Source organism: Cupriavidus sp. CER-90 (genome assembly GCF_057652055.1).
On the sequence record NZ_JBYGYM010000003.1, the window covers coordinates 74,899 to 96,227 of the forward strand.

General features: G+C 60.4%; 14 protein-coding genes, 2 tRNA genes and 3 rRNA genes. 12 read left to right on the forward strand and 7 right to left on the reverse strand.

Translation table 11 applies throughout. The features are described 5' to 3' along the window. Window positions 1-210 precede the first annotated feature (210 nt). Window positions 211-474, forward strand: a complete 264-nt coding sequence (locus AC24R4_RS27560; RefSeq protein ID WP_487524049.1) for a hypothetical protein — start codon at window positions 211-213, stop codon at window positions 472-474. Window positions 475-626: 152 nt separating this feature from the next. Here AC24R4_RS27560 and AC24R4_RS27565 read toward each other — a convergent pair whose 3' ends face one another. Continuing rightward, a complete protein-coding gene (locus AC24R4_RS27565) occupies window positions 627-1,607 on the reverse strand; it encodes a Bug family tripartite tricarboxylate transporter substrate binding protein (RefSeq protein ID WP_487524050.1) in 981 nt (326 codons plus the stop codon). A gap of 280 nt (window positions 1,608-1,887) precedes the next feature. Next, window positions 1,888-3,936: an elongation factor G gene (gene fusA, locus AC24R4_RS27570; protein ID WP_487524051.1), complete on the reverse strand. Its 2,049-nt coding sequence runs from the start codon at window positions 3,934-3,936 to the stop codon at window positions 1,888-1,890. Window positions 3,937-4,542: 606 nt separating this feature from the next. Between fusA and AC24R4_RS27575 the strand changes: the two genes are divergently transcribed. From AC24R4_RS27575 to AC24R4_RS27605, 7 genes are all read left to right on the forward strand, one after another. Next, a 16S ribosomal RNA gene (locus AC24R4_RS27575) occupies window positions 4,543-6,074 on the forward strand. A 63-nt stretch (window positions 6,075-6,137) separates the two neighbouring features. Further along, window positions 6,138-6,214: transfer RNA gene (locus AC24R4_RS27580), tRNA-Ile, on the forward strand. 12 nt (window positions 6,215-6,226) lie between these two features. Next, window positions 6,227-6,302, forward strand: a tRNA-Ala gene (locus AC24R4_RS27585). 311 nt (window positions 6,303-6,613) lie between these two features. Then, window positions 6,614-9,494, forward strand: a 23S ribosomal RNA gene (locus AC24R4_RS27590). A 122-nt stretch (window positions 9,495-9,616) separates the two neighbouring features. Further along, a 5S ribosomal RNA gene (gene rrf, locus AC24R4_RS27595) occupies window positions 9,617-9,730 on the forward strand. Together the 16S, 23S and 5S rRNA genes with 2 tRNA genes alongside form the textbook arrangement of a ribosomal RNA operon. Before the next feature lie 173 nt (window positions 9,731-9,903). Beyond that, the gene (locus AC24R4_RS27600) at window positions 9,904-10,359 is read left to right on the forward strand and encodes an antitoxin Xre/MbcA/ParS toxin-binding domain-containing protein (protein ID WP_487524052.1); all 456 of its coding nucleotides are present in this window, start codon (window positions 9,904-9,906) and stop codon (window positions 10,357-10,359) included. After that, window positions 10,356-10,826 (forward strand): RES family NAD+ phosphorylase, encoded by a 471-nt coding sequence (locus AC24R4_RS27605; protein ID WP_487524125.1) that lies wholly within the window; start codon window positions 10,356-10,358, stop codon window positions 10,824-10,826. Before AC24R4_RS27600 ends, AC24R4_RS27605 begins: the two co-directional genes overlap by 4 nt. Window positions 10,827-10,844: 18 nt before the next feature. Here the strand turns inward: AC24R4_RS27605 and AC24R4_RS27610 are convergent, their stop codons facing one another. After that, complete coding sequence (locus AC24R4_RS27610; RefSeq protein ID WP_487524053.1) at window positions 10,845-11,249, reverse strand: hypothetical protein; 405 nt, start codon at window positions 11,247-11,249, stop codon at window positions 10,845-10,847. A 147-nt stretch (window positions 11,250-11,396) separates the two neighbouring features. Then, on the reverse strand, window positions 11,397-13,409 hold the full coding sequence (gene rpoD, locus AC24R4_RS27615) for an RNA polymerase sigma factor RpoD (RefSeq protein ID WP_487524054.1): 2,013 nt from the start codon (window positions 13,407-13,409) through the stop codon (window positions 11,397-11,399). Window positions 13,410-13,852: 443 nt separating this feature from the next. On the opposite strand from rpoD, the gene AC24R4_RS27620 reads away from it, so the two are divergent. From AC24R4_RS27620 to AC24R4_RS27635, 4 genes are all read left to right on the forward strand, one after another. Beyond that, complete coding sequence (locus tag AC24R4_RS27620) at window positions 13,853-14,698, forward strand: TauD/TfdA dioxygenase family protein (RefSeq protein WP_487524055.1); 846 nt, start codon at window positions 13,853-13,855, stop codon at window positions 14,696-14,698. Between the two features lie 67 nt (window positions 14,699-14,765). Then, window positions 14,766-15,824: a beta-keto acid cleavage family enzyme gene (locus AC24R4_RS27625; RefSeq protein WP_487524056.1), complete on the forward strand. Its 1,059-nt coding sequence runs from the start codon at window positions 14,766-14,768 to the stop codon at window positions 15,822-15,824. Between the two features lie 57 nt (window positions 15,825-15,881). Next, a complete protein-coding gene (locus AC24R4_RS27630; protein WP_487524057.1) occupies window positions 15,882-16,877 on the forward strand; it encodes a tripartite tricarboxylate transporter substrate binding protein in 996 nt (331 codons plus the stop codon). 16 nt (window positions 16,878-16,893) lie between these two features. Continuing rightward, window positions 16,894-17,868: a quinone oxidoreductase family protein gene (locus tag AC24R4_RS27635; protein WP_487524058.1), complete on the forward strand. Its 975-nt coding sequence runs from the start codon at window positions 16,894-16,896 to the stop codon at window positions 17,866-17,868. Here AC24R4_RS27635 and AC24R4_RS27640 read toward each other — a convergent pair. The 3 genes from AC24R4_RS27640 to AC24R4_RS27650 form a co-directional block, all read right to left on the reverse strand. Then, entirely contained in the window at window positions 17,855-18,931 is a 1,077-nt protein-coding gene (locus AC24R4_RS27640; RefSeq protein WP_487524059.1) for an AraC family transcriptional regulator, read from the reverse strand. The genes AC24R4_RS27635 and AC24R4_RS27640 overlap by 14 nt on opposite strands. A gap of 135 nt (window positions 18,932-19,066) precedes the next feature. Continuing rightward, entirely contained in the window at window positions 19,067-20,359 is a 1,293-nt protein-coding gene (locus AC24R4_RS27645; protein ID WP_487524060.1) for a phospholipase D-like domain-containing protein, read from the reverse strand. A 341-nt stretch (window positions 20,360-20,700) separates the two neighbouring features. Next, the gene (locus AC24R4_RS27650) at window positions 20,701-21,264 is read right to left on the reverse strand and encodes a histone H1 (protein ID WP_487524061.1); all 564 of its coding nucleotides are present in this window, start codon (window positions 21,262-21,264) and stop codon (window positions 20,701-20,703) included. Between the last annotated feature and the right edge of the window lie 65 nt (window positions 21,265-21,329).

Consider the following 21,329-nt stretch of genomic DNA (forward strand, 5'->3'; position numbering starts at 1 on the left):
ACGAACTCTCAGGCAACGTCACCGTTACCCCAGCCACCCGCGCCGCCTGGATTGCGGCGGGCGCGACCGGTGTCGTCCGCCTTTGATTGGGAAATATATGACCGAGTTAATGCTCACGGCCTCGGCTGCGGCCAAGGAAGTCCGAGCGTTCCACTGCCAAATGCCGAGCAACGTCACCGGGCGGTGGCAATTGACCAAGCGGTTTCCGATATGAACAGCAAGCAGCGCCGCAAGGCATACCGAAATAGCCCCTTTCAGATCGAGACGACGTGGACGTTTCGGGGGGCACCGGTGACCATCACACGCATTGCCAGCCCCACCGCCGTCATTGTCGAATTCGAAGGGGCCGGGGCGCGTACCCATGTTCCCACGCGGGCGTTGGAACCGCGGAGCTACCGCAGTGCCGCCGGTGGGTCAGCGGGCGTGTCGGTGGGCAACGTGCAATCCATCGCTGTCGAAGAGCATGCAAGCTAGCTGAGGCGACCGCCTTCGCAGGCGTGCGAGTCGCGCCGCTCTCACGCGTTGACCGCTGGAATGCGGCTTGGACTGGTTCAGCAACCAGTCCAACCCGTTTGCTCCTGCGTCCGACTGCAAGCCGCCCTCCCGATGCGACAAGCCGCGCGCGCTTACTCGAGCTTGGCGCCCGACCGCTCCACGATGGGTTTCCACGCCTTGTATTCTGACGTCACGAGATCGGAGAACTGCTGGGCGGTCATTAGCTTGGGCTCGGCGCCTTGCTCGTGGATGGCACGGATGACGTCGGGCTTGGCGAGCACCTTGTTGACCTCCGTCCCAATGCGCTCGACGACATCGGCCGGCGTTTTGGCCGGGGCAAAGATGCCGTACCAGGTGCTGACGTCCACGTTCTTGTAGCCGCTTTCCGCAACAGTCGGAACATTGGGCAGCGATGTGCTGCGGGTGGCCGACGTTACCGCCAACGCGCGCAGCTTTCCAGCCTTGACCTGGGCCAGCGCGGAGGGCACGGAGGCCACCATCAGGTCGACATTGCCTGCCATGGCGTCCATCATTGCCGCGTTGGACCCCTTGTAGGGAACATGCAGCAACTTGATGCCGGCCGCCTGGCTGAAGATCTCGGCAGCCAGATGGATGGTTGTCCCGTTGCCGGGCGATCCATACTTGATGGATTCCGGATGCGCCTTCGCTGCCGCTACCACGTCGGCCAGGGTCTTGAAGCGCGAGTTGGCCGACGTGACGATGGCGATGGGCGTGTAGGCGACGTGGCTGATCGCAATCAGGTCGCGACCCGGCACATAGGACACCGACTTGTAGAGCCACGGCGCGACCACCAGGTTGTCCTTCTGACCCATGACGAGTTCGTAGCCGGTCGGCGCGGCACGGACGATTTCGGCGATGCCCAGCGTGCCGCCAGCCCCCGGCTTGTTATCGGGGACAAAGGTCCATTTCGTATCCTGCGACACCTGGTTGGCCACCAGGCGGGCGAGGATATCGGTACCGCCGCCCGGCGGGAACGGAATCACCAGGCGGATGGGCTTGGTGGGCCATTGGGCCTGGGCGGATTGGGCGTGTACGGGCGTGGTGGTGAGACCACAGGCCACCAGCATGGCGGCCAGCATTGCCTTCAGCATTGCAAGGATCCTTGTGAAGCGAATCCTGAGCCGAACGTTCGCCGTCTTTTGGCGCGGGCTGGTGGGGGGTAGGTGATGACGCCGCTGCTCACGCGTTCATTTCGCGCTGCGGGTGGCACAGGCGCGAAGGTTCGAGACATCACTTCAGACAACAGGAATTCGGATAAATAGATGCGGCCGGAATTATACCGGCGGCGCGGCACCGGCCCCCCCCGAACGCGCAGCGGGGGGAAGGGCCGGCGGCCGAGGTGCCCGCCTGTTTGGCCTGAAATGTGTTCAATCACGGGCTGTTGTCCTCCCGTGACTGATGCTGGGCTTCCATCTGTTCCTGCTGGGCGGGCGGCACGGGCTCGTAGTGGCTGAATTGCATCGCGTAGTGGCCGTGACCGCCCGTAATGCTGTTCACACGCGACTGGTATTCGTTCAGTTCGGATAGCGGCACCTGTCCCATAACGGTGACGTTGTTGCCAGCCGCGCTTCGCGTGCCGCGAACCTGTCCGCGTTTGGTCGACAGGTCACTGATGATGTCGCCCATTGCCGCTTCTGGTGTGGTCACTTCGATATCCACGATCGGTTCGAGTACGCTGGGCCTTGCCTTGAGCACGGCGTCGATGAAGGCCTTGCGTCCCGCCACCGCAAAGGCCACTTCCTTCGAGTCGACGGAATGGCTTTTGCCGTCGAACACGGTGACGCGTACGTCCTGCATGGGAAAGCCTGCGAGCGGGCCGCTGTCGAGAACCTGGCGAATGCCTTTTTCGACCGCGGGAATGAACTGGCCCGGAATGGCGCCGCCCTTGACCGCATCGACGAATTCGAACCCCTTGCCTCGCGCCAGCGGCTCGACGCGCAGAAACACCTCGCCGAACTGCCCGGCGCCACCGGTTTGTTTCTTGTGGCGATGATGGCCCTCAGCCTTGCCGTCGATGGTTTCGCGATAGGCGATCTTCGGCGGTCGCGTCACGACATCGAGCTTGTAATGATCGGTCAGGCGCTCCAGCGCACAGCGCAGCTGGAATTCGCCCAAGCCAAGCATGACCGTTTCATTGGTGCCGGCTGGATGCTCGATGCGCAGGCACGGGTCGGCCGCCGTGAGCTTCTGCAACAGTTCCGACAGGCGCTGCTCGTTGCCCCGCCGCGCAGGCTCAATCGCCAAGCCATAGATCGGCGTCGGAAAATCAAGCGGAAGCAGATGGATGTTGCCGTCCTCGGTGGCATCATGCAGCACGGCATCGAAAGCGATCTCGTCGATCTTCGCCACGGCGCAGATGTCACCGGGCCCCGCGTGTGGCACTTCCACGCGCTCCTTGCCCTGCAGCATCAACAGATGTGCCACCTTGAACGGCTGCCGCCCATCCCCGATATAAAGCTGACTGTCGCGCGTGACCGTGCCCTGGTGGATGCGAAACACCGCCATTTTTCCGAGGTACGGGTCTATCGTGATCTTGAAGACATGCGCCAGCACGTGCTTGTGGGGCACGGGCTCGGCCTGGACCGTTACCTTGTGCTCTCCCTCCTCACGGAAAAACAGCGGGGGGTTCCCTTCGGTCGGATTGGGCAGCAACCGCAAAAACACCTCCAGCAATTCGGCGATGCCGATACCGTTGGTGGCCGAGGTGAAGCAGATCGGTACCAGGTGGCCCTCGCGGAGTGCCCGCTCGAATGGCGCGTGCAACTGCTCCGGAGCGATCTGCTGGCCTTGCTCCAGATACAGTTCCATCAGTTCCGGGTCCATCTCGACGACCTGATCGACGAGTGCCTCATGAGCCGATGCCACTGACAGGAAATCGGCGTCGCCCGCCGGGTTGAAGAAGCAATCGACGACCTGGGTGGCTCGCCCGGCCGGGAGATTGATGGGCAGGCATTCCTTGCCGAACGCTTCCTGAATGTCGATCACTAGCGCGGGAAGATCGACTTTTTCCTTATCGATGCCGTTGACAATGATCATCCGGCAAAGGTTGCGCGACTGGGCCCACGCCATCATGCGACGCGTCGTCATATCGATGCCGGTCTGCGCGTTGACGACGATGGCGGCAGTCTCGACCGCCGCCATGCCACTCATCGACAAGCCAGAGAAATCGGGATAACCGGGCGTGTCGACAAGATAGATGCGGGTGTCGCGATAATCGAGGTGGGCGATCGCGCTGGTAAGCGAATGCCGGTATTTGTGTTCGAGCGGATCGAAGTCGCAGACGGTCGTGCCGCGCTCGATGCTGCCGGGGTTGTGCAGCGCGCCGCCCTTGTGAAGCAGCGATTCGATTAGCGAGGTTTTGCCGCCTCCCGCGTGCCCCAACAGGGCGATCGTACGAATAGCGTCGGGACCATATAGCATGGGCGCCCCCGTGTGGCCGTCGGTGTTCCCCCATTATTGGCGAGATGGGTCGCAAACACCATGTGCGGCTCGACTTGCGCAATCCCTCTTCGCCGGCTGACGTTCGACTGCAGGTGGACTGTCAGGCACAGTTTCTCGTCCGCCGAGTGTCCCATGCGCATCTTTTCAAAATTGCTTGCAAGCGCGGCGTGGAGGCATTAATATTCGCTCCCCGCTGCTGGTGCAGGTGAAAGCCTGATGGCGGCGGGGGAGAATATCTGCAGGTTTTCTGCCAAGTAACAACCGGCGGCAGCAAAAAAGAAATTCTCCGAAACGCTTGACGAATTAGGGGAAACCCTTAATAATCTCGTTTCTCCGCTGCGACGAAAGACGCGGCGACAGCGAACGGCAAAGCCGGTCGCTCGGGTTCTTTAACAAACAAACAACCGATAAGTGTGGGCGCTTGATGGCGAACGCCACGGAGCTTCGGCTTCGTGATGCTTCAAAAGTTATCAGTGCTCGCACAGTAAAACATGTTGGTTTGCGTCGCGAGACGTGAACCAGTCAGTTTTCTGAGAGTGAGCGACCGCTCGAAAGAGCGAGGTGCTTCGGCACCACACAGAGATTGAACTGAAGAGTTTGATCCTGGCTCAGATTGAACGCTGGCGGCATGCCTTACACATGCAAGTCGAACGGCAGCGCGGACTTCGGTCTGGCGGCGAGTGGCGAACGGGTGAGTAATACATCGGAACGTACCCTGTTGTGGGGGATAACTAGTCGAAAGATTAGCTAATACCGCATACGACCTGAGGGTGAAAGCGGGGGACCGCAAGGCCTCGCGCAGCAGGAGCGGCCGATGTCTGATTAGCTAGTTGGTGGGGTAAAGGCCCACCAAGGCGACGATCAGTAGCTGGTCTGAGAGGACGATCAGCCACACTGGGACTGAGACACGGCCCAGACTCCTACGGGAGGCAGCAGTGGGGAATTTTGGACAATGGGGGCAACCCTGATCCAGCAATGCCGCGTGTGTGAAGAAGGCCTTCGGGTTGTAAAGCACTTTTGTCCGGAAAGAAAACGCTCTGGTTAATACCTGGGGCGGATGACGGTACCGGAAGAATAAGCACCGGCTAACTACGTGCCAGCAGCCGCGGTAATACGTAGGGTGCGAGCGTTAATCGGAATTACTGGGCGTAAAGCGTGCGCAGGCGGTTTTGTAAGACAGGCGTGAAATCCCCGAGCTCAACTTGGGAATTGCGCTTGTGACTGCAAGGCTAGAGTATGTCAGAGGGGGGTAGAATTCCACGTGTAGCAGTGAAATGCGTAGAGATGTGGAGGAATACCGATGGCGAAGGCAGCCCCCTGGGACGTCACTGACGCTCATGCACGAAAGCGTGGGGAGCAAACAGGATTAGATACCCTGGTAGTCCACGCCCTAAACGATGTCAACTAGTTGTTGGGGATTCATTTCTTCAGTAACGTAGCTAACGCGTGAAGTTGACCGCCTGGGGAGTACGGTCGCAAGATTAAAACTCAAAGGAATTGACGGGGACCCGCACAAGCGGTGGATGATGTGGATTAATTCGATGCAACGCGAAAAACCTTACCTACCCTTGACATGCCACTAACGAAGCAGAGATGCATCAGGTGCCCGAAAGGGAAAGTGGACACAGGTGCTGCATGGCTGTCGTCAGCTCGTGTCGTGAGATGTTGGGTTAAGTCCCGCAACGAGCGCAACCCTTATCTTTAGTTGCTACGCAAGGGCACTCTAGAGAGACTGCCGGTGACAAACCGGAGGAAGGTGGGGATGACGTCAAGTCCTCATGGCCCTTATGGGTAGGGCTTCACACGTCATACAATGGTGCGTACAGAGGGTTGCCAACCCGCGAGGGGGAGCTAATCCCAGAAAACGCATCGTAGTCCGGATCGTAGTCTGCAACTCGACTACGTGAAGCTGGAATCGCTAGTAATCGCGGATCAGCATGCCGCGGTGAATACGTTCCCGGGTCTTGTACACACCGCCCGTCACACCATGGGAGTGGGTTTTGCCAGAAGTAGTTAGCCTAACCGCAAGGAGGGCGATTACCACGGCAGGGTTCATGACTGGGGTGAAGTCGTAACAAGGTAGCCGTATCGGAAGGTGCGGCTGGATCACCTCCTTTCCAGAGGCTTGTGTTCACAAGTCAAGCGTTCACACTTATCGGTTTGTTTGCTGTTACAGCCAAGGGTCTGTAGCTCAGGTGGTTAGAGCACCGTCTTGATAAGGCGGGGGTCGTAGGTTCAAGTCCTACCAGACCCACCAAGTTATCTACGCGGGGGATTAGCTCAGCTGGGAGAGCACCTGCTTTGCAAGCAGGGGGTCGTCGGTTCGATCCCGTCATCCTCCACCACTTACCTTGATCGAGGATCGGGGTAACGAGACGACCTGGTTGGTAGTCAAATGAAAGCATTCAGTGCCGAGTGCTTTCATTTGGCATTGCCAAGCGACGATAAGTCGGCTGTTCTTTAACAATATGGGATGTAGTAAAGGTGTCGCGAAGCGTTGATGAGACGCTGCAGTACAAACGCGATACCGGGTTGTGATTGTATCAACCAAAATGTATTTAAGTGATCGAAAGATGACTTGGAATACGGCACAAACGCGAGAACTCAGACCTGTAGCCAGCGTGGATAGCGGAGACGTTAGACACACTCGTTATAGGGTCAAGCGAACAAGTGCATGTGGTGGATGCCTTGGCGATCACAGGCGATGAAGGACGCGGTAGCCTGCGAAAAGCTTCGGGGAGCTGGCAAACAAGCTTTGATCCGGAGATGTCCGAATGGGGAAACCCGGCCCGAATGGGTCATCCCTTGCTGAATACATAGGCAAGGGAAGCGAACGCGGCGAACTGAAACATCTAAGTAGCTGCAGGAACAGAAATCAACCGAGATTCCCAGAGTAGTGGCGAACGAAATGGGAAGAGCCTTGCACTCTTTAGCAGAACTGTTAGCAAAACGGGATGGAAAGCCCGGCCATAGCAGGTGATAGCCCTGTATGCGAAAACAGATTTGTGGAACTAGGTGTGCGACAAGTAGGGCGGGACACGTGAAATCCTGTCTGAAGATGGGGGGACCATCCTCCAAGGCTAAATACTCGTGATCGACCGATAGTGAACCAGTACCGTGAGGGAAAGGCGAAAAGAACCCCGGGAGGGGAGTGAAATAGATCCTGAAACCGCATGCATACAAACAGTCGGAGCCTGGCAACGGGTGACGGCGTACCTTTTGTATAATGGGTCAGCGACTTACATTCAGTGGCAAGCTTAACCGATTAGGGAAGGCGTAGCGAAAGCGAGTCCGAACAGGGCGTTGAGTCGCTGGGTGTAGACCCGAAACCAGATGATCTATCCATGGCCAGGTTGAAGGTGCGGTAACACGTACTGGAGGACCGAACCCACTAACGTTGAAAAGTTAGGGGATGAGCTGTGGATAGGGGTGAAAGGCTAAACAAATCTGGAAATAGCTGGTTCTCTCCGAAAACTATTTAGGTAGTGCCTCGTGTCTCACCTTCGGGGGTAGAGCACTGTCATGGTTGGGGGGTCTATTGCTGATTACCCCGCCATAGCAAACTCCGAATACCGAAGAGTGCAATCACGGGAGACAGACATCGGGTGCTAACGTCCGGTGTCAAGAGGGAAACAACCCAGACCGCCAGCTAAGGTCCCCAAATATAGCTAAGTGGGAAACGAAGTGGGAAGGCTAAAACAGTCAGGAGGTTGGCTTAGAAGCAGCCACCCTTTAAAGAAAGCGTAATAGCTCACTGATCGAGTCGTCCTGCGCGGAAGATGTAACGGGGCTAAGCTATATACCGAAGCTGCGGACGCACAGCAATGTGCGTGGTAGGAGAGCGTTCTGTAAGCCTGTGAAGGTGTCTTGTAAAGGATGCTGGAGGTATCAGAAGTGCGAATGCTGACATGAGTAGCGATAAAGGGGGTGAAAGGCCCCCTCGCCGTAAGCCCAAGGTTTCCTACGCAACGTTCATCGGCGTAGGGTGAGTCGGCCCCTAAGGCGAGGCAGAGATGCGTAGCTGATGGGAAGCAGGTTAATATTCCTGCACCGTCGTATGATGCGATGGGGGGACGGATCGCGGAAGGTTGTCCGGGTGTTGGAAGTCCCGGTCCCTGCATTGGAGAAGGCGCTTAGGCAAATCCGGGCGCGGAATTCAAGGATGTGGGGCGAGCGGCCTAGTGCTGCGAAGCAATCGGAAGTGGTTCCAAGAAAAGCCTCTAAGCTTCAGTCATACGAGACCGTACCGCAAACCGACACAGGTGGGCGAGATGAGTATTCTAAGGCGCTTGAGAGAACTCGGGAGAAGGAACTCGGCAAATTGGTACCGTAACTTCGGGATAAGGTACGCCCTGGTAGCTTGACTGGCCTGCGCCAGAAGGGTGAAGGGGTTGCAATAAAATGGTGGCTGCGACTGTTTAATAAAAACACAGCACTCTGCAAACACGAAAGTGGACGTATAGGGTGTGACGCCTGCCCGGTGCCGGAAGATTAAATGATGGGGTGCAAGCTCTTGATTGAAGTCCCGGTAAACGGCGGCCGTAACTATAACGGTCCTAAGGTAGCGAAATTCCTTGTCGGGTAAGTTCCGACCTGCACGAATGGCGTAACGATGGCCACACTGTCTCCTCCCGAGACTCAGCGAAGTTGAAGTGTTTGTGATGATGCAATCTCCCCGCGGCTAGACGGAAAGACCCCATGAACCTTTACTGTAGCTTTGCATTGGACTTTGAGCCGATCTGTGTAGGATAGGTGGGAGGCTTTGAAGCGTGGACGCCAGTTCACGTGGAGCCGTCCTTGAAATACCACCCTGGTTTGTTTGAGGTTCTAACCTTGGCCCGTGAATCCGGGTCGGGGACAGTGCATGGTAGGCAGTTTGACTGGGGCGGTCTCCTCCCAAAGTGTAACGGAGGAGTTCGAAGGTACGCTTGGTACGGTCGGACATCGTACCTAAAGTGCAATGGCAAAAGCGTGCTTAACTGCGAGACCGACAAGTCGAGCAGGTGCGAAAGCAGGACATAGTGATCCGGTGGTTCTGAATGGAAGGGCCATCGCTCAACGGATAAAAGGTACTCTGGGGATAACAGGCTGATACCGCCCAAGAGTTCATATCGACGGCGGTGTTTGGCACCTCGATGTCGGCTCATCTCATCCTGGGGCTGTAGCCGGTCCCAAGGGTATGGCTGTTCGCCATTTAAAGAGGTACGTGAGCTGGGTTTAAAACGTCGTGAGACAGTTTGGTCCCTATCTGCCGTGGGCGTTGGAATCTTGACGGGGGCTGCTCCTAGTACGAGAGGACCGGAGTGGACGTACCGCTGGTGTACCTGTTGTCTCGCCAGAGGCATCGCAGGGTAGCTATGTACGGAAGAGATAACCGCTGAAAGCATCTAAGCGGGAAACTCGCCTGAAGATGAGGATTCCCTGGAGGCTTGACCTCCTTGAAGGGTCGTTCGAGACCAGGACGTTGATAGGCTGGGTGTGGAAGCGCAGTAATGCGTTAAGCTAACCAGTACTAATTGCCCGTAAGGCTTGATCCTATAACCAGTGTGTTTGACCTGGTTGGACCAGAGTCCGCGTGTGCCACAGGCATACAACACAACCCCCTTACTACACCCCAGATTCGCTGCGCTGATGCATGTCAGCGCGGCAACCCCTCATGCCTGGTGACCATAGCGAGTTGGAACCACCCCTTCCCATCCCGAACAGGACCGTGAAACGACTTTGCGCCGATGATAGTGCGGACTACCCGTGTGAAAGTAGGTCATCGCCAGGCTCTTATACCCAGAACCCCCAAGCCCTAAAAGCTTGGGGGTTTTGCTTTTGCGCGGGCGAAACGCTAAGCGGTCCCGGAATTGCGTCGCCCGTAGATATCGCGGTCCACCCTTGCCAGGCGATTGTCCCCTTGGCAATTTGCCACTATCATGGAGGCAAATGCCGGAGCCCGCCATGCAGACCATCGCCTTCCGCCCTACGGGCGCGCAAGCGCCTTACGAGCGTTATCTCGATCGATTAAGTGTTTTTCTGAGCACAAAAGTGCGCACGGGGGCGGACCTTGCCACCTTGGCCAACGATCGGCTCCCGGTCGATATCCTGGAGCGTCTGCTGGAGGCCGGGCTGTCGTGGGAAGAGATCACGTTCATCATTCCCCGCCGGACGCTCAGTCATCGCCGTGAAAAAGGCCAATCCCTTACCGTCGAAGAATCGGACAAGGCCATTCGCCTTGCACGGATCCTGGCTCAGGCTGCCAACACCTTTGGCGACATGGAGCGCGGTCTGCGTTGGCTGCGGTCCAGGCAGCAGCGGCTCGGCGGCGTTGCGCCGTTGTCGTTGGCCGGAACCGAGCAGGGCGCCCATCTTGTCGAGGAGCAATTGGTGCAGATCGACGAGGGGTACTTTGCCTGATGATCCTTTGGCGAATCAGTAACTATGCCGATCTCAAAGGTGTTGGCGGCTTGCGGGCGGGAGGGCGCTGGCATTTCCCAGGCCAGCCCGTCGTGTACCTGGCCGAGCATCCGGCACTAGCGTTCCTCGAGGTGCTGGTTCACCACGAAGTGTCTCGGATCGAGGACCTTCCCACGAACTATCAACTCTTGAAAGTCGAGATTGATGACGCAGTGGCGGTGGCGAACATACCGGACCTGCCACAAAACTGGAAGGAAGACGCGAGTTGGTCGAAAAACGCCGGGACCGAATGGCTCTCCGTCCGATCCAGTCTGCTCCTGAAGGTACCGAGTGTCCTGGTGCCCTACGCGTCGAACTATCTCTTCAATCCGGCTCACCCGGACGTGATGAAGGCGCGGATCGTTGAAGCACAGCGGGTCGAGCATGATCCGCGCATTCTCTCGTTACTGTCGGAACCGCGGTCTTGAAGGCGGTATCGGTCCGGCTCAGTGCTCCCAGACAACCGGTACTTTTGCGGAACATGCGGTGATCTTGCCGAGCCAATTCCGACTGGTGGTCAGCTGTACGCGACTGTCGTCCACGGGCGCGAGCTTCCGGTTCCAACGATCGGCAACGCTCGTCGCCACGTTGCCAGCCGCCGCTTTGCACTCGGCCGCCGCGGTGCTGCTTAGCATCGTGAAGTGCTGGTATCGGTGGTAGACCAGCAATGTGAACCCGTCCGGCGAGTACTCGGTCGCATATTGCGTCGACATATCGTAGGTTGACAGTTGGCGACCCGTATTGGGACCTGGGTGGGACGGCGCTGTGGTCGTGCAGGCTGCCGACAGCAAGCAAGCTGTTGCCGCCGGAATCGTTAGAAATCTCACCGTCCAACCGATTTTCTTGTCCATAGTGCCGCGTGCCCGAGTATGCGTGATGGTTTTGCGGCAGGATAGTATCAAAAAGGCGGGCCCGAAATTCGGGCCCGGCTCCTGGATGCTTGTGCGGGACGTTCCGTGCTCGGGACCTCAACGGCGGAGGCGCACCGCCGCCTTCGCTCAACGGTCGAGAAATGCCCTGAGCTTGTCAGCCCGGCTGGGATGCTTGAGCTTGCGCATGGCCTTGGCTTCAATCTGACGGATGCGCTCGCGGGTCACGTCGAATTGCTTGCCGACTTCTTCCAGCGTGTGCTCCATGCTCGTGTCGAGACCAAACCGCATCCGCAGCACCTTCGCCTCGCGCGGCGACAGCTCATCGAGGGCCGAGTCGATCTGCGCGCGCAGCCCGGCCATGATGGCGGCGTCAGCCGGGGAACTCACCGCATCATCCTCGATCATGTCGCCGAGCGTCGTGTCGCCCTCTTCACCCACCGGGGTCTCAAGGGAAATGGGCTGCCGTGCAATCTTGAGCATCCCGCGTACCTTTTCCTCGGACAACTCCATACGTTCCGCGAGGACCGCCGGGTCGGGTTCCTTCCCGGTCTGCTGCAGGATCTCCCGCGAGATGCGGTTGAGTTTGTTGATGGATTCGATCATGTGGACCGGTACGCGAATCGTACGCGCCTGGTCGGCGAGCGCCCGCGTCACGGCCTGACGGACCCACCAGGTGGCGTACGTTGAGAATTTCCAGCCGCGCCGGTATTCGAACTTGTCCACCGCCTTCATCAGGCCGATGTTGCCCTCCTGAATCAAGTCCAGGAACATCATCCCCCGGTTCACGTACTTCTTGGCGATGGAAATGACGAGCCGCAGGTTGGCTTCGATCATTTCCCGCTTGGCCTGCCGCATTTTCAGCTCGGCGGCGCTCATCTGGCGGTTGATCTGCTTGAGTTGCTGCAGCGGCAGCGCGACCGTGGCTTCGATGTCGATCAATTTCTGCTGGCCAGCCTGAATGGCAGGCAGATGCCGTTCGAGCGCCGGGCCAAACTGTTGCGACGTCGCCGCGGCGCGGTGTGTCCACTCCAGGTCGGTTTCGCTGCCCGGAAAGGACTGAATAAAGGCCTCGCGCGGCATCCCGCAGCGTTCCACGGCAATATCCAGAATGCTGCGCTCGATGGTCCGCACCTCGGCCACCTTGTTGTGCACGCTGGCGCACAGGCTGTCGATCATTTTGGCCGTGAAGCGGATCGGCGCCAGTTCGCGCTGGATGTCCTCGCGCACGCGCGCAATGGCGGCGGTGCGGGCTTCGCCTGTGACGGGGCCCTCGGGGAGCTGTTCGAACAGGGCACGGACGCGTGCAAAAATGGCCAGGCTGTCGGTCGTCAGCTGTTCAAGACGGGCGGCGTTCGCTTTTTCAGAATCGCCGCCACCCGCGTCGTCGTCTTCATCGTCGGACGCCTCATCGGCGTCGTCCGAGGCGTCGGTGTCCGCATCGTCGGCAACGGCCGCGGCGTCATCGGAGATGTCGCCATCGTCCGTGGCGTCGCCCTCCGTGGGTTCGCTGATGCCGTCGACCAGTTCGTCGATGCGCAGTTCGCCGGCGATGATGCGGTCCACATCGGCCAGGATCATGGAAACGACCGACGGACACGCAGCGATGGCCTGGATCATGTCCTGCAGGCCGCTCTCGATGCGTTTGGCAACGGCGATCTCGCCGGCGCGGGTCAGCAGTTCGCTGCCACCCATCTCGCGCATATACAGCCGAACCGGATCCGTGGTGCGACCAAATTCCGAATCGACGGTCGAGAGTGTCGCTTCCGCTTCCTCATCGGCCTGGTCGTCAGGCGTCGTCGTGGCGGCGTCGTTCAACAGGAGCGTCTCGGCATCCGGCGCCTGTTCGTACACGGCTACGCCCATGTCGCTGAACGTGCTAACGATGGTGTCCATCGCCGCCGGCGTCACATTGTCCGGCAGATGGTCGTTGATATCCGCATGCGTGAGATACCCGCGTTCACGGCCGAGCGCGATCAGTGCGCGCATCTGGCCCTGACGCTCTGCGTCCTGTCGGGCGATGGACGCCTTGTCCGACAGCGGGCCCGCAGCCTGGTTCTTGCCTGCGGGCCGGCGGCGGGAGGGCTTTGCACCGGCCGGGTTCAAGCTGGACGGTTCAAGGTCGCGATCCGGATGAGTCAATACGTGCTCCTGGGCAGATGGCCGACGATTGCCGCGGCGATGACACTGGCGTTGGGCCTGCTGACCCATCGTGGAGGGCATTGCAGACCGGCAGCCGGACTGTCGAGACTAGCATGCCTCCCGCAGCCACCAGTGTGCGCAAAAAATTTGAATCGCGCATGATACTGGTCGCGGTGGTGCGGTGCAATATGTGCCGAGGTGTCGTCGCGCCGCCCAAATGCGCACGATGGGCGCTAACCGCGGAGACTTCAACACCACACGATCGGGATAGCGTTATCGCCGACAGCTGCTTTCGGCGCGCAGGAGACGCCGACTCCATGCTGTCCCAAAAAAGCAAATGAATGTCCCACTCAGGCAAGCCGGATCGCCGGGCGCTGCAGATACTGGTTGCACGGAACACGGTGAACCCACCCGCGGATTCGCGGACTGCAGGAGACAGGACAATGAAGATCAGGCAAATCACCCCGGCTATCGGCGCCGAGATTTCTGGCGTACATCTGGGCGACGCCTCGCGCGATCCGGCGCTTTTTGCGGCAATCAAGCGCGCGCTGCTCGCGCACAAGGTGCTGTTCTTTCGCCGCCAGGCGATCACCCGCGCCGAGCATGTGGCGTTCGCCGGACGCTTCGGCCAGCTGGAAGACCACCCTGTGGCGGGCAGCGACCCGCAGCATCCGGGACTCGTGCGCATCTACCGGAGCGACAACCCACACAGCTACGAGAACAATTACCACTGTGATGGCCTGTGGCGTCCCAATCCCGCCATGGGTGCGGTACTGCGCTGCATCGAATGCCCCGAAATTGGCGGCGATACCATCTGGGTCAACATGGTCAAGGCCTACGAGGAACTTTCCGAAGATATCCGGCAAAAGATCATTGGCCTGCGCGCGAGGGCGAGCATCGAGCACAGCTTCGGTGCCGTCATGACCGCCGAGGCGCGGGCGAAGCTGGTCGAAGAACATCCTTCCGTCGAACATCCGGTGGTGCGCACCCATCCCGAAACGGGCGAGAAGATCCTGTTCGTTGGAGCGGGCTTCACCACGCATTTCACCAACTACAGCACGCCGGCCAATGTGCGTCACGGCATCGACAAGGCACCGGGCGCCGCCTTGCTGCTCAACTACCTGATCAGTCGTGCCACCATTCCCGAGTACCAGGTGCGTTGGTCCTGGCAAGAAGGCGATGTCGCCGTCTGGGACAACCGCTGCACGCAGCACTACGCGCTGAACGACTACTGGCCTGCGCCGCGCAAGATGGAACGCGCCGGCATCGTGGGCGACATCCCCTATTGAACCGACGGCGCGCTCAAGTGCCCTGACGCATCCTGGCGTCCCGGATGCCATTACCTGGAGCATCGACATGCATTTTCTCGACGGTCACCTCTTTCCCGAAAACCAGCCGCCTCTGATCATTACGGCCGCACCTTACGCACCAGGCTGGCTGCCTTCGGACTTTCCCGAGGATATTCCGCTCACCATGGACGAACAGATCCAGAAAGCCGTGGATTGCTATCGGGCCGGCGCGACGGTGCTGCACTTGCACGTGCGCGAGCTCGACGGCAAGGGTAGCAAGCGGCTGTCCAAGTTCAACGAACTGATCGCCGGCGTCCGCGAGGCGGTGCCAGAGATGATTATCCAGGTGGGGGGATCCATCTCGTTCGCCCCCGAAGATGAAGGGCAAGCCGCCAAATGGCTGTCCGATGATACCCGTCACATGCTGGCGGACCTTGACCCCCGGCCAGATCAAGTCACAGTGACGGTCAACACGGCGCAGATGAACGTCACCGACCATGCCGAGGATGCCGACTTCCGCGGCACCTCGCGCGAGGACATGGCGCTGTTCAACGCGTACAAGAATATGACCGTCCCTGCCAATCCGGGGTGGGTGGAGGAGCATGTGCGGCGTCTGACGGCCGCCGGCATTCAGAGCCAGTTCCAGTGCTACAACATCAACAGCTTCGAGTCGGTCGAGCGCCTGATGCGACGGGGGTTCTACAAGGGCCCGCTCGTCCTGAATTGGGTTGCCATTGGCGGGGGCATGGACACACCCAGCATCTATAGCCTGGCGAACTTCATGCGCGCCGTGCCGGATGGCGCGGTGGTCACGGTGGAAAGCAACGTGCGGAACGTGCTGCCGGTCAACGTGATGGGTATTGCGATGGGACTGCACGTGCGCTGTGGCACCGAGGACGTCCTCTGGAACCCCCAGCGTACGGCCAAGCAAGGCACTGTCAGTCAGATCGAGCAATTGGTCCGCATTGCGCGCGAGATGGGCCGCGAGATCGCAACCGCGAGGCAGGCGCGCGAGATCTGCCAGATCGGTGTGTTCCACGATTCCGTCGAGGCGTCCCTGCGGGCCAATGGCTTCGCGCCGAACCGCAACGGGGGTAGCCAGGGCTTCCTGCGCAAAACGCAATGACTAGAACGCAATGACCGGACGCAGTTAGAAGACGAAGCCGATGATCAGGAGACCGTCATGCAACACAGAACCATCCGGGCGCGCCGCGCCCTCAGGCGGGCGGCCGCGCTTGGTGCGGCGCTGCTCGCCGCCGCAACTGCCGTCCATGCGGCCGACTGGCCAACGAAGCCGGTGCGGATTCTGGTGGGCGCGCCACCGGGCGGCACGGCAGACATCATCGCGCGCCTGCTCGCACACGCGTTGCAGCGCCCGCTCGGGCAATCGGTGATCGTTGACTACAAGTCGGGCGCCGCCGGCACCATCGCGGTCCAGTCCATGCTGTCGGCGCCGCGCGATGGTTACACCTTCCTGCTGATCCAGAAGGGCATTGCGTCGGAAGTGCCGCTGGCCATCAAGGTGTCCTACGACCCGTTTCGCGACATCGTGCCGCTGGCGCAGCTGACGCGGCAGGGACTGATACTGGTCGGCAACCCGGCGCTGCCTGCGAAAAACCTGGCGGAGCTGGTCCGCCATATCAAGGCCAACCCGGGCAAACTGGACTATGCGAACTTTGGCATCGGCCTGCGTGGCCAGACGATTGGCGTGCAGTTCAATCAACTGGCAGGTCTTGAGACCGGTGCCGTGAGCTACAAGGGGTCGCCCCCCGCGCTGCAGGACGTCATGGGCGGGCAGGTACCGCTGATGTTCGATGGCCCCGCCACGTCATTGCCGTTCATCCAGTCGGGAAAGTTGCGCGCCTACGCGGTCGCCTTTCCGAACCGGATATCGGCGCTGCCCAACGTGCCGACGTTCGCCGAACTTGGCTATCCCGATCTCAATGAGGTGGGCTGGATGGGGCTATGGTCGGCGTCCGGCGTGCCACCGGCCGTCGCCGCGAAGATGCGCGACGCGATTCACACCGCCTTGCAGTCCCCCGAACTGCGACGCAGGATCCAGGAGCTTGGCATGGAGGCTGGCTCGGCGGCCACCCCGGACGAAATGGCCGCGGATGTTCGCGCGTCTTATGAGCGTCAGGGCAAGTTACTTCGCGCCATGCATTTCACGGCGCAATGATGCGGGAGCACAGACAATGAGAGCAGCACGCGTATGGCCAGGCGCCGAGGGCGGCCGGCTGGTCATCCAGGACATCGACGTGCCCACGCCGGGCAGCCAGGAGGTGTTGATTCGCGTTCGCGCATCGGGCATCAATCTGGGCGAGATTAAGTATCTGCGTGAGCATCGGACGGGCGACCCGATGACCGCTGGCGTGGAGTTTGCCGGCGAAGTGGTGGAAGTCGGCGACACCGTCGAGGGGTGGGGGACAGGCGACAGGGTGATGGGGCATGGCCGTGGCTGCCATGCCCAGTACGTGGTGGCATCCCCCTTCGCGCTGATGCCAGTGCCCGACGACGTGTCATGGGTCGAAGCGGCGGCGTTTCCCAACGTGTTCATCACGGCCCACGATGCGCTGGTGAGTAATGGGGAGCTGAAACCGGGCGAAACCGTGTTCATCAACGGCGCGTCGGGCGGCGTCGGCATGGCGGCAACGATGACAGCGAAAGCCTTGGGTGCGGGGCGCGTCATCGTCTCGTCGCGGTCCGCGCACAAGCTGGAGCGCCTGGCGGCATTCGGTGCCGACGTGGGTATCGACGCGTCGCGCGAAGACCAGCACGAGGCCATCATGGCGGTTACGGACGGCCGGGGTGTGGATATCATCATTGACACCATCGGCGGCACGGTTTTCGAAGACAACGTCAGCTGCCTTGCCGTGAAGGGACGGCTGGTGAACCTCGCGCGGCTGGGCGGCGGACAGTTCGGGCGAACCGATATCAACCGGCTTTGGCTGAATCGACTCAAGCTGATGGGTGCCACGTTTCGCACACGCACGGAGTCCGAACGCCTTGCCTGCATCCAGGCGTGCGCGCGCGATCTGCTGTCGCATTTCCGCGCGGGGGGCCTCCGCCTGCCCATCGACAGGACGTTCTCCCTGGACGCCATCGCAGACGCCTATGCATATCTCGCACGCAGCGAGCATATGGGAAAGGTGGTCCTTACGGCCGAGTGAGGGCGGGAGCGGGGCGGCGGCGGCCAGTCGTGGCGATGGGAGATCCTGGGCCCGTGGGCTGCTGCCGCCGCCATTGCGTGACGCTGCAGCCAAACTCCGCCCGGAACCAATGGCTGAAGCTACTTTGATTCGAAAAACCCAGCAGGCTGGCGATTTCACCAATCGGCTGGTCGCTCTCGGCCAGATGCCGGATCACCAGTTCCGAACGGACCTCGTCCAGCAGGCCGGAGAACGTCGTCTGGCCATCGGCGCTCAGATACCGATGCAGCGTACGCCGATCCACGCGCAGATGGCGAGCGACCTGCTGTGCGGTGCATCGCCCGCCGGGCAGCAGCGCCATGATGAGCTCCCGGCAAGATTCGCGCGTCCCTTCGCCACGGTTCCTGAGGGCGGCTTCCAGGTAGTCTCGCGCAAGTTGTGTGGCCCCCGAATGGTCCGGCGTGCGGGGCTTCTGCAGATCGGCGCTTGCGCACACCAGACCATTGAACGGCTGATTGAACATTGGCTTGCGGCCAAAGAACGTCTGGTGCGCAGTCACGCTGGCCGGGGGACGATGGGTAAAGCAGACCTGCAGCGGACGCCACTGCGGGCCAATCAGCTCGCGCAGGATGCGAAACATCATGCCGACGGCCAATTCCATGGCCTGGCGCGTCGCGTAACCGGGACTTGGCAGCAAGTCCTCCCGAATGATCACCGTCTGGCCCACGTCTTCCACATGCGTGACGAGCGACGTGCTCAGGAGCTTCAGGTAACGGCATAGCGTGTCGAGCCCCTGCCGTGGAGAGGGCGCTTCCTTCAACACCAGGCTGATCGGCCCCAGGTTGGAGAACGTGCGGCGGGCGGCCATCTGCAACGCAAAATCTTCCCTGCCGGTGGCGTTGACGGTGGCTTCCAGCAGTTCACGCAGGGCACTGCTTGGAATGAGGGTCTCGGGATTCTTCAGGAGCCGTGCCGACAGCCCAGCCGCGCGCAGCAAGGCCACCGGATCCTGGCCAAGCGACTCCACCAGCTCGATGTAGCCGTTGAGCGTGGCACTGCGGACGAGCCGCCCTACATTGGACATGGCGTGACCTCCACGTGGTCGGACGGAAACGAGTATGCATCAACTCGCCGTCTTGCTCACACGCGCGGTGCAGCGCCATCGACCAGGCGCGGCCGGACGAAGACAAGCCTCTCGGGCCGCCGCCCAGATTCGTCGTCATAGCTGGGATCTCAGCAACGCGGTCAGGCGGTCCGAGAGCTTCTCGCGCCACGGGCGGTTTTTCCATGATTTGAATGAGACCGGACGCGAACGGGCAAGATCGTCTTCGAAAATCCTGGTCTGCTGGGCGGCAAACTCCCGGTCCAGAATATTGAGGGTTGCTTCGTCATTGAGGCGGAACGAGCGATTGTCGAAGTTTGTCGAGCCCACGGACACCAACAAGCCGTCCACGATGAGCACCTTGCAGTGATACATGGTGGGGCCGTATTCGGCGATGGTTGCGCCGGCTGCCAGAAGCGGGCCCCACATACCGCGGGACGCCGACCGGGACGTCTCGGCATCGATGTGCGCGCCCGGGACGATGATTCTCAGTCGGACGCCGCGTTTCAGGGCGGCCAGCAAGGCCTTGCGGGTCAGGTCATCGGGTACGAAATACGCCGCCGAGAGGTCGATGGTGTGGCTGGCCGCAGTGATGGCGAGCAGATACATGAGCGCCATGCTTTCACTGCCGCCAGTAGGCGAACTGCTGAACATCTGGGCGCGACCGTCACCGACCGGGGCCAGGGCCGGAAAATACCGCTCGCCATGCGGCACGTCCCCGGTCACCTTGATCCAGTTGTCCAGGAAAACGGACTGCATTTGCCCGACGACCGGTCCCTCGACGCGGAAATGCGTGTCGCGCCAATGCTGTGGGTCCTCGGCGTGCCCGGTCCACTCCGGGGCAATACCGACGCCGCCAGTAAAACCCACCATGCCATCTACGATCAGGAGCTTGCGATGGGTACGGTTGTTGAGCTTGCCGATCGTATACCAGTGGATCGGGTGATATCGCTCGACCTGGACACCGGCCCGCTTCATCTGGTCGAGGATCGTCGGGTCGATTTTCGAGCTGCCTACCCAGTCGAGCAGAACCTTTACAGCCACGCCTTGTTCAGCCCGTTCGGACAGGGCGCGGGCAAATTCCTCGCCGATCGGGCCAGACCAATAGATATACGACTCGAAGTTAATGGTCTCTTTGGCGCTGCGAATGGCAGCCAGCATCGAAGGGAAGATCTCGTCGCCATTGAGGAGAACGCGGTAACGATTGCCTTCGACAATAGGAGGGCCGAGTAGTACGCCGAGTTCGCGCGCAAAGCGCGGGTCATCGAGGGAATATTCGCGGGTGAGCCGATGCTCGATGCGTTTCTCGCTGCCAACGAAGTTATAGGCCACGACGGCGCCCAGCGCCGTGAGCAGGCAGACGACGACCGCGACCCAGGCGGTGCTACGCCTGATGCGAATGAAGGACATACCACCTCCCGGCCTCTGTTCGTGTTTTGGGAATAGCTTAGAGGGGCATGGCTCGCTCCGGCACCGGATACTGTCTAACACAAGAGGCTAGGGGGGTATCGCGTGATTGGCCCGTCTTGTTACGCCTAAAAATGCAATTAGCCGCCGTGCGAGGTGCTCCACTTCCATGTCGGCGCCCGCGATGGCTCGTTCCGCTTCGGTACGCACAGGGATCGGCCGGGCAAAAGAAAACAGCCCGATCCACATAAGCCGTTCGGGCTGTTTCGGTCAGACTCGCATCTCATCCAAGAAGCTGCAAGGCCTGATATGTTGACCTGCGTAATGCGCAGGCCATCGGACGCTCAAGCCGATGCAGGGGTAGCAACTTGTGCCGGTGCGGGCGCTGCCGACGGCTTCACGCTGGCGGCCTTGGCACGGAGGACCTTCGCAACCGGCTTCGTTGCGGGCTTGCGTGCGGCGGCCTTGGGCGCCTTCACTGCCTTGGCCGGCTTGGCCGGCTTGGCGGGCTTGGCAGCCTTTGCCGTCTTGACCGCCTTCACAGCTTGCGGCTTGGCGGCCTTCTTTGCCGGGGAAGCCTTCACTGCGGGCTTGGCCTTGGCCTTCGCTTTTGCCTTGGCGGCTGCAGCCTTTTCCTTCGTGGCGGCAAGCTTTTCCTTGGCGGCGGCCTTTTCCGCTGCGATCGCGGCGCGGGCCGATTCCTTCAGCTTCTTCAGGTCGGCGGCTGCCTGGACGATGGCCTTCTTGCCAGCCGCAAGTTGCTTGGCCAGATCTGCGCGGAACTTCGCCAGCTGCTTTTCGGCAGCCTTCACTTCGCGGGCGATGACGCTTGCCTTCTTCGCGGGCGTTGCAACAGCTTTCTTGGTTACGCGTTTCACTGCAGTTGCTGCGACTTTCTTGATGGCCATGTTGGCAAACTCCGTAAAATTGGTTTTCGACGGGGGCGGAGTGTATCAGCGAAAAGTTGCGGAGG

What these genes read in the sequence shown, in the direction of transcription:
- AC24R4_RS27560 (WP_487524049.1), top strand. Translation starts at nt 211, where the DNA reads ATGAACAGCAAGCAGCGCCGCAAGGCATACCGAAATAGCCCCTTTCAG.
- AC24R4_RS27565 (WP_487524050.1), bottom strand. Translation starts at nt 1,607, where the DNA reads ATGCTGAAGGCAATGCTGGCCGCCATGCTGGTGGCCTGTGGTCTCACC.
- fusA (WP_487524051.1), bottom strand. Translation starts at nt 3,936, where the DNA reads ATGCTATATGGTCCCGACGCTATTCGTACGATCGCCCTGTTGGGGCAC.
- AC24R4_RS27600 (WP_487524052.1), top strand. Translation starts at nt 9,904, where the DNA reads ATGCAGACCATCGCCTTCCGCCCTACGGGCGCGCAAGCGCCTTACGAG.
- AC24R4_RS27610 (WP_487524053.1), bottom strand. Translation starts at nt 11,249, where the DNA reads ATGGACAAGAAAATCGGTTGGACGGTGAGATTTCTAACGATTCCGGCG.
- AC24R4_RS27620 (WP_487524055.1), top strand. Translation starts at nt 13,853, where the DNA reads ATGAAGATCAGGCAAATCACCCCGGCTATCGGCGCCGAGATTTCTGGC.
- AC24R4_RS27625 (WP_487524056.1), top strand. Translation starts at nt 14,766, where the DNA reads ATGCATTTTCTCGACGGTCACCTCTTTCCCGAAAACCAGCCGCCTCTG.
- AC24R4_RS27630 (WP_487524057.1), top strand. Translation starts at nt 15,882, where the DNA reads ATGCAACACAGAACCATCCGGGCGCGCCGCGCCCTCAGGCGGGCGGCC.
- AC24R4_RS27635 (WP_487524058.1), top strand. Translation starts at nt 16,894, where the DNA reads ATGAGAGCAGCACGCGTATGGCCAGGCGCCGAGGGCGGCCGGCTGGTC.
- AC24R4_RS27640 (WP_487524059.1), bottom strand. Translation starts at nt 18,931, where the DNA reads ATGTCCAATGTAGGGCGGCTCGTCCGCAGTGCCACGCTCAACGGCTAC.
- AC24R4_RS27645 (WP_487524060.1), bottom strand. Translation starts at nt 20,359, where the DNA reads ATGTCCTTCATTCGCATCAGGCGTAGCACCGCCTGGGTCGCGGTCGTC.
- AC24R4_RS27650 (WP_487524061.1), bottom strand. Translation starts at nt 21,264, where the DNA reads ATGGCCATCAAGAAAGTCGCAGCAACTGCAGTGAAACGCGTAACCAAG.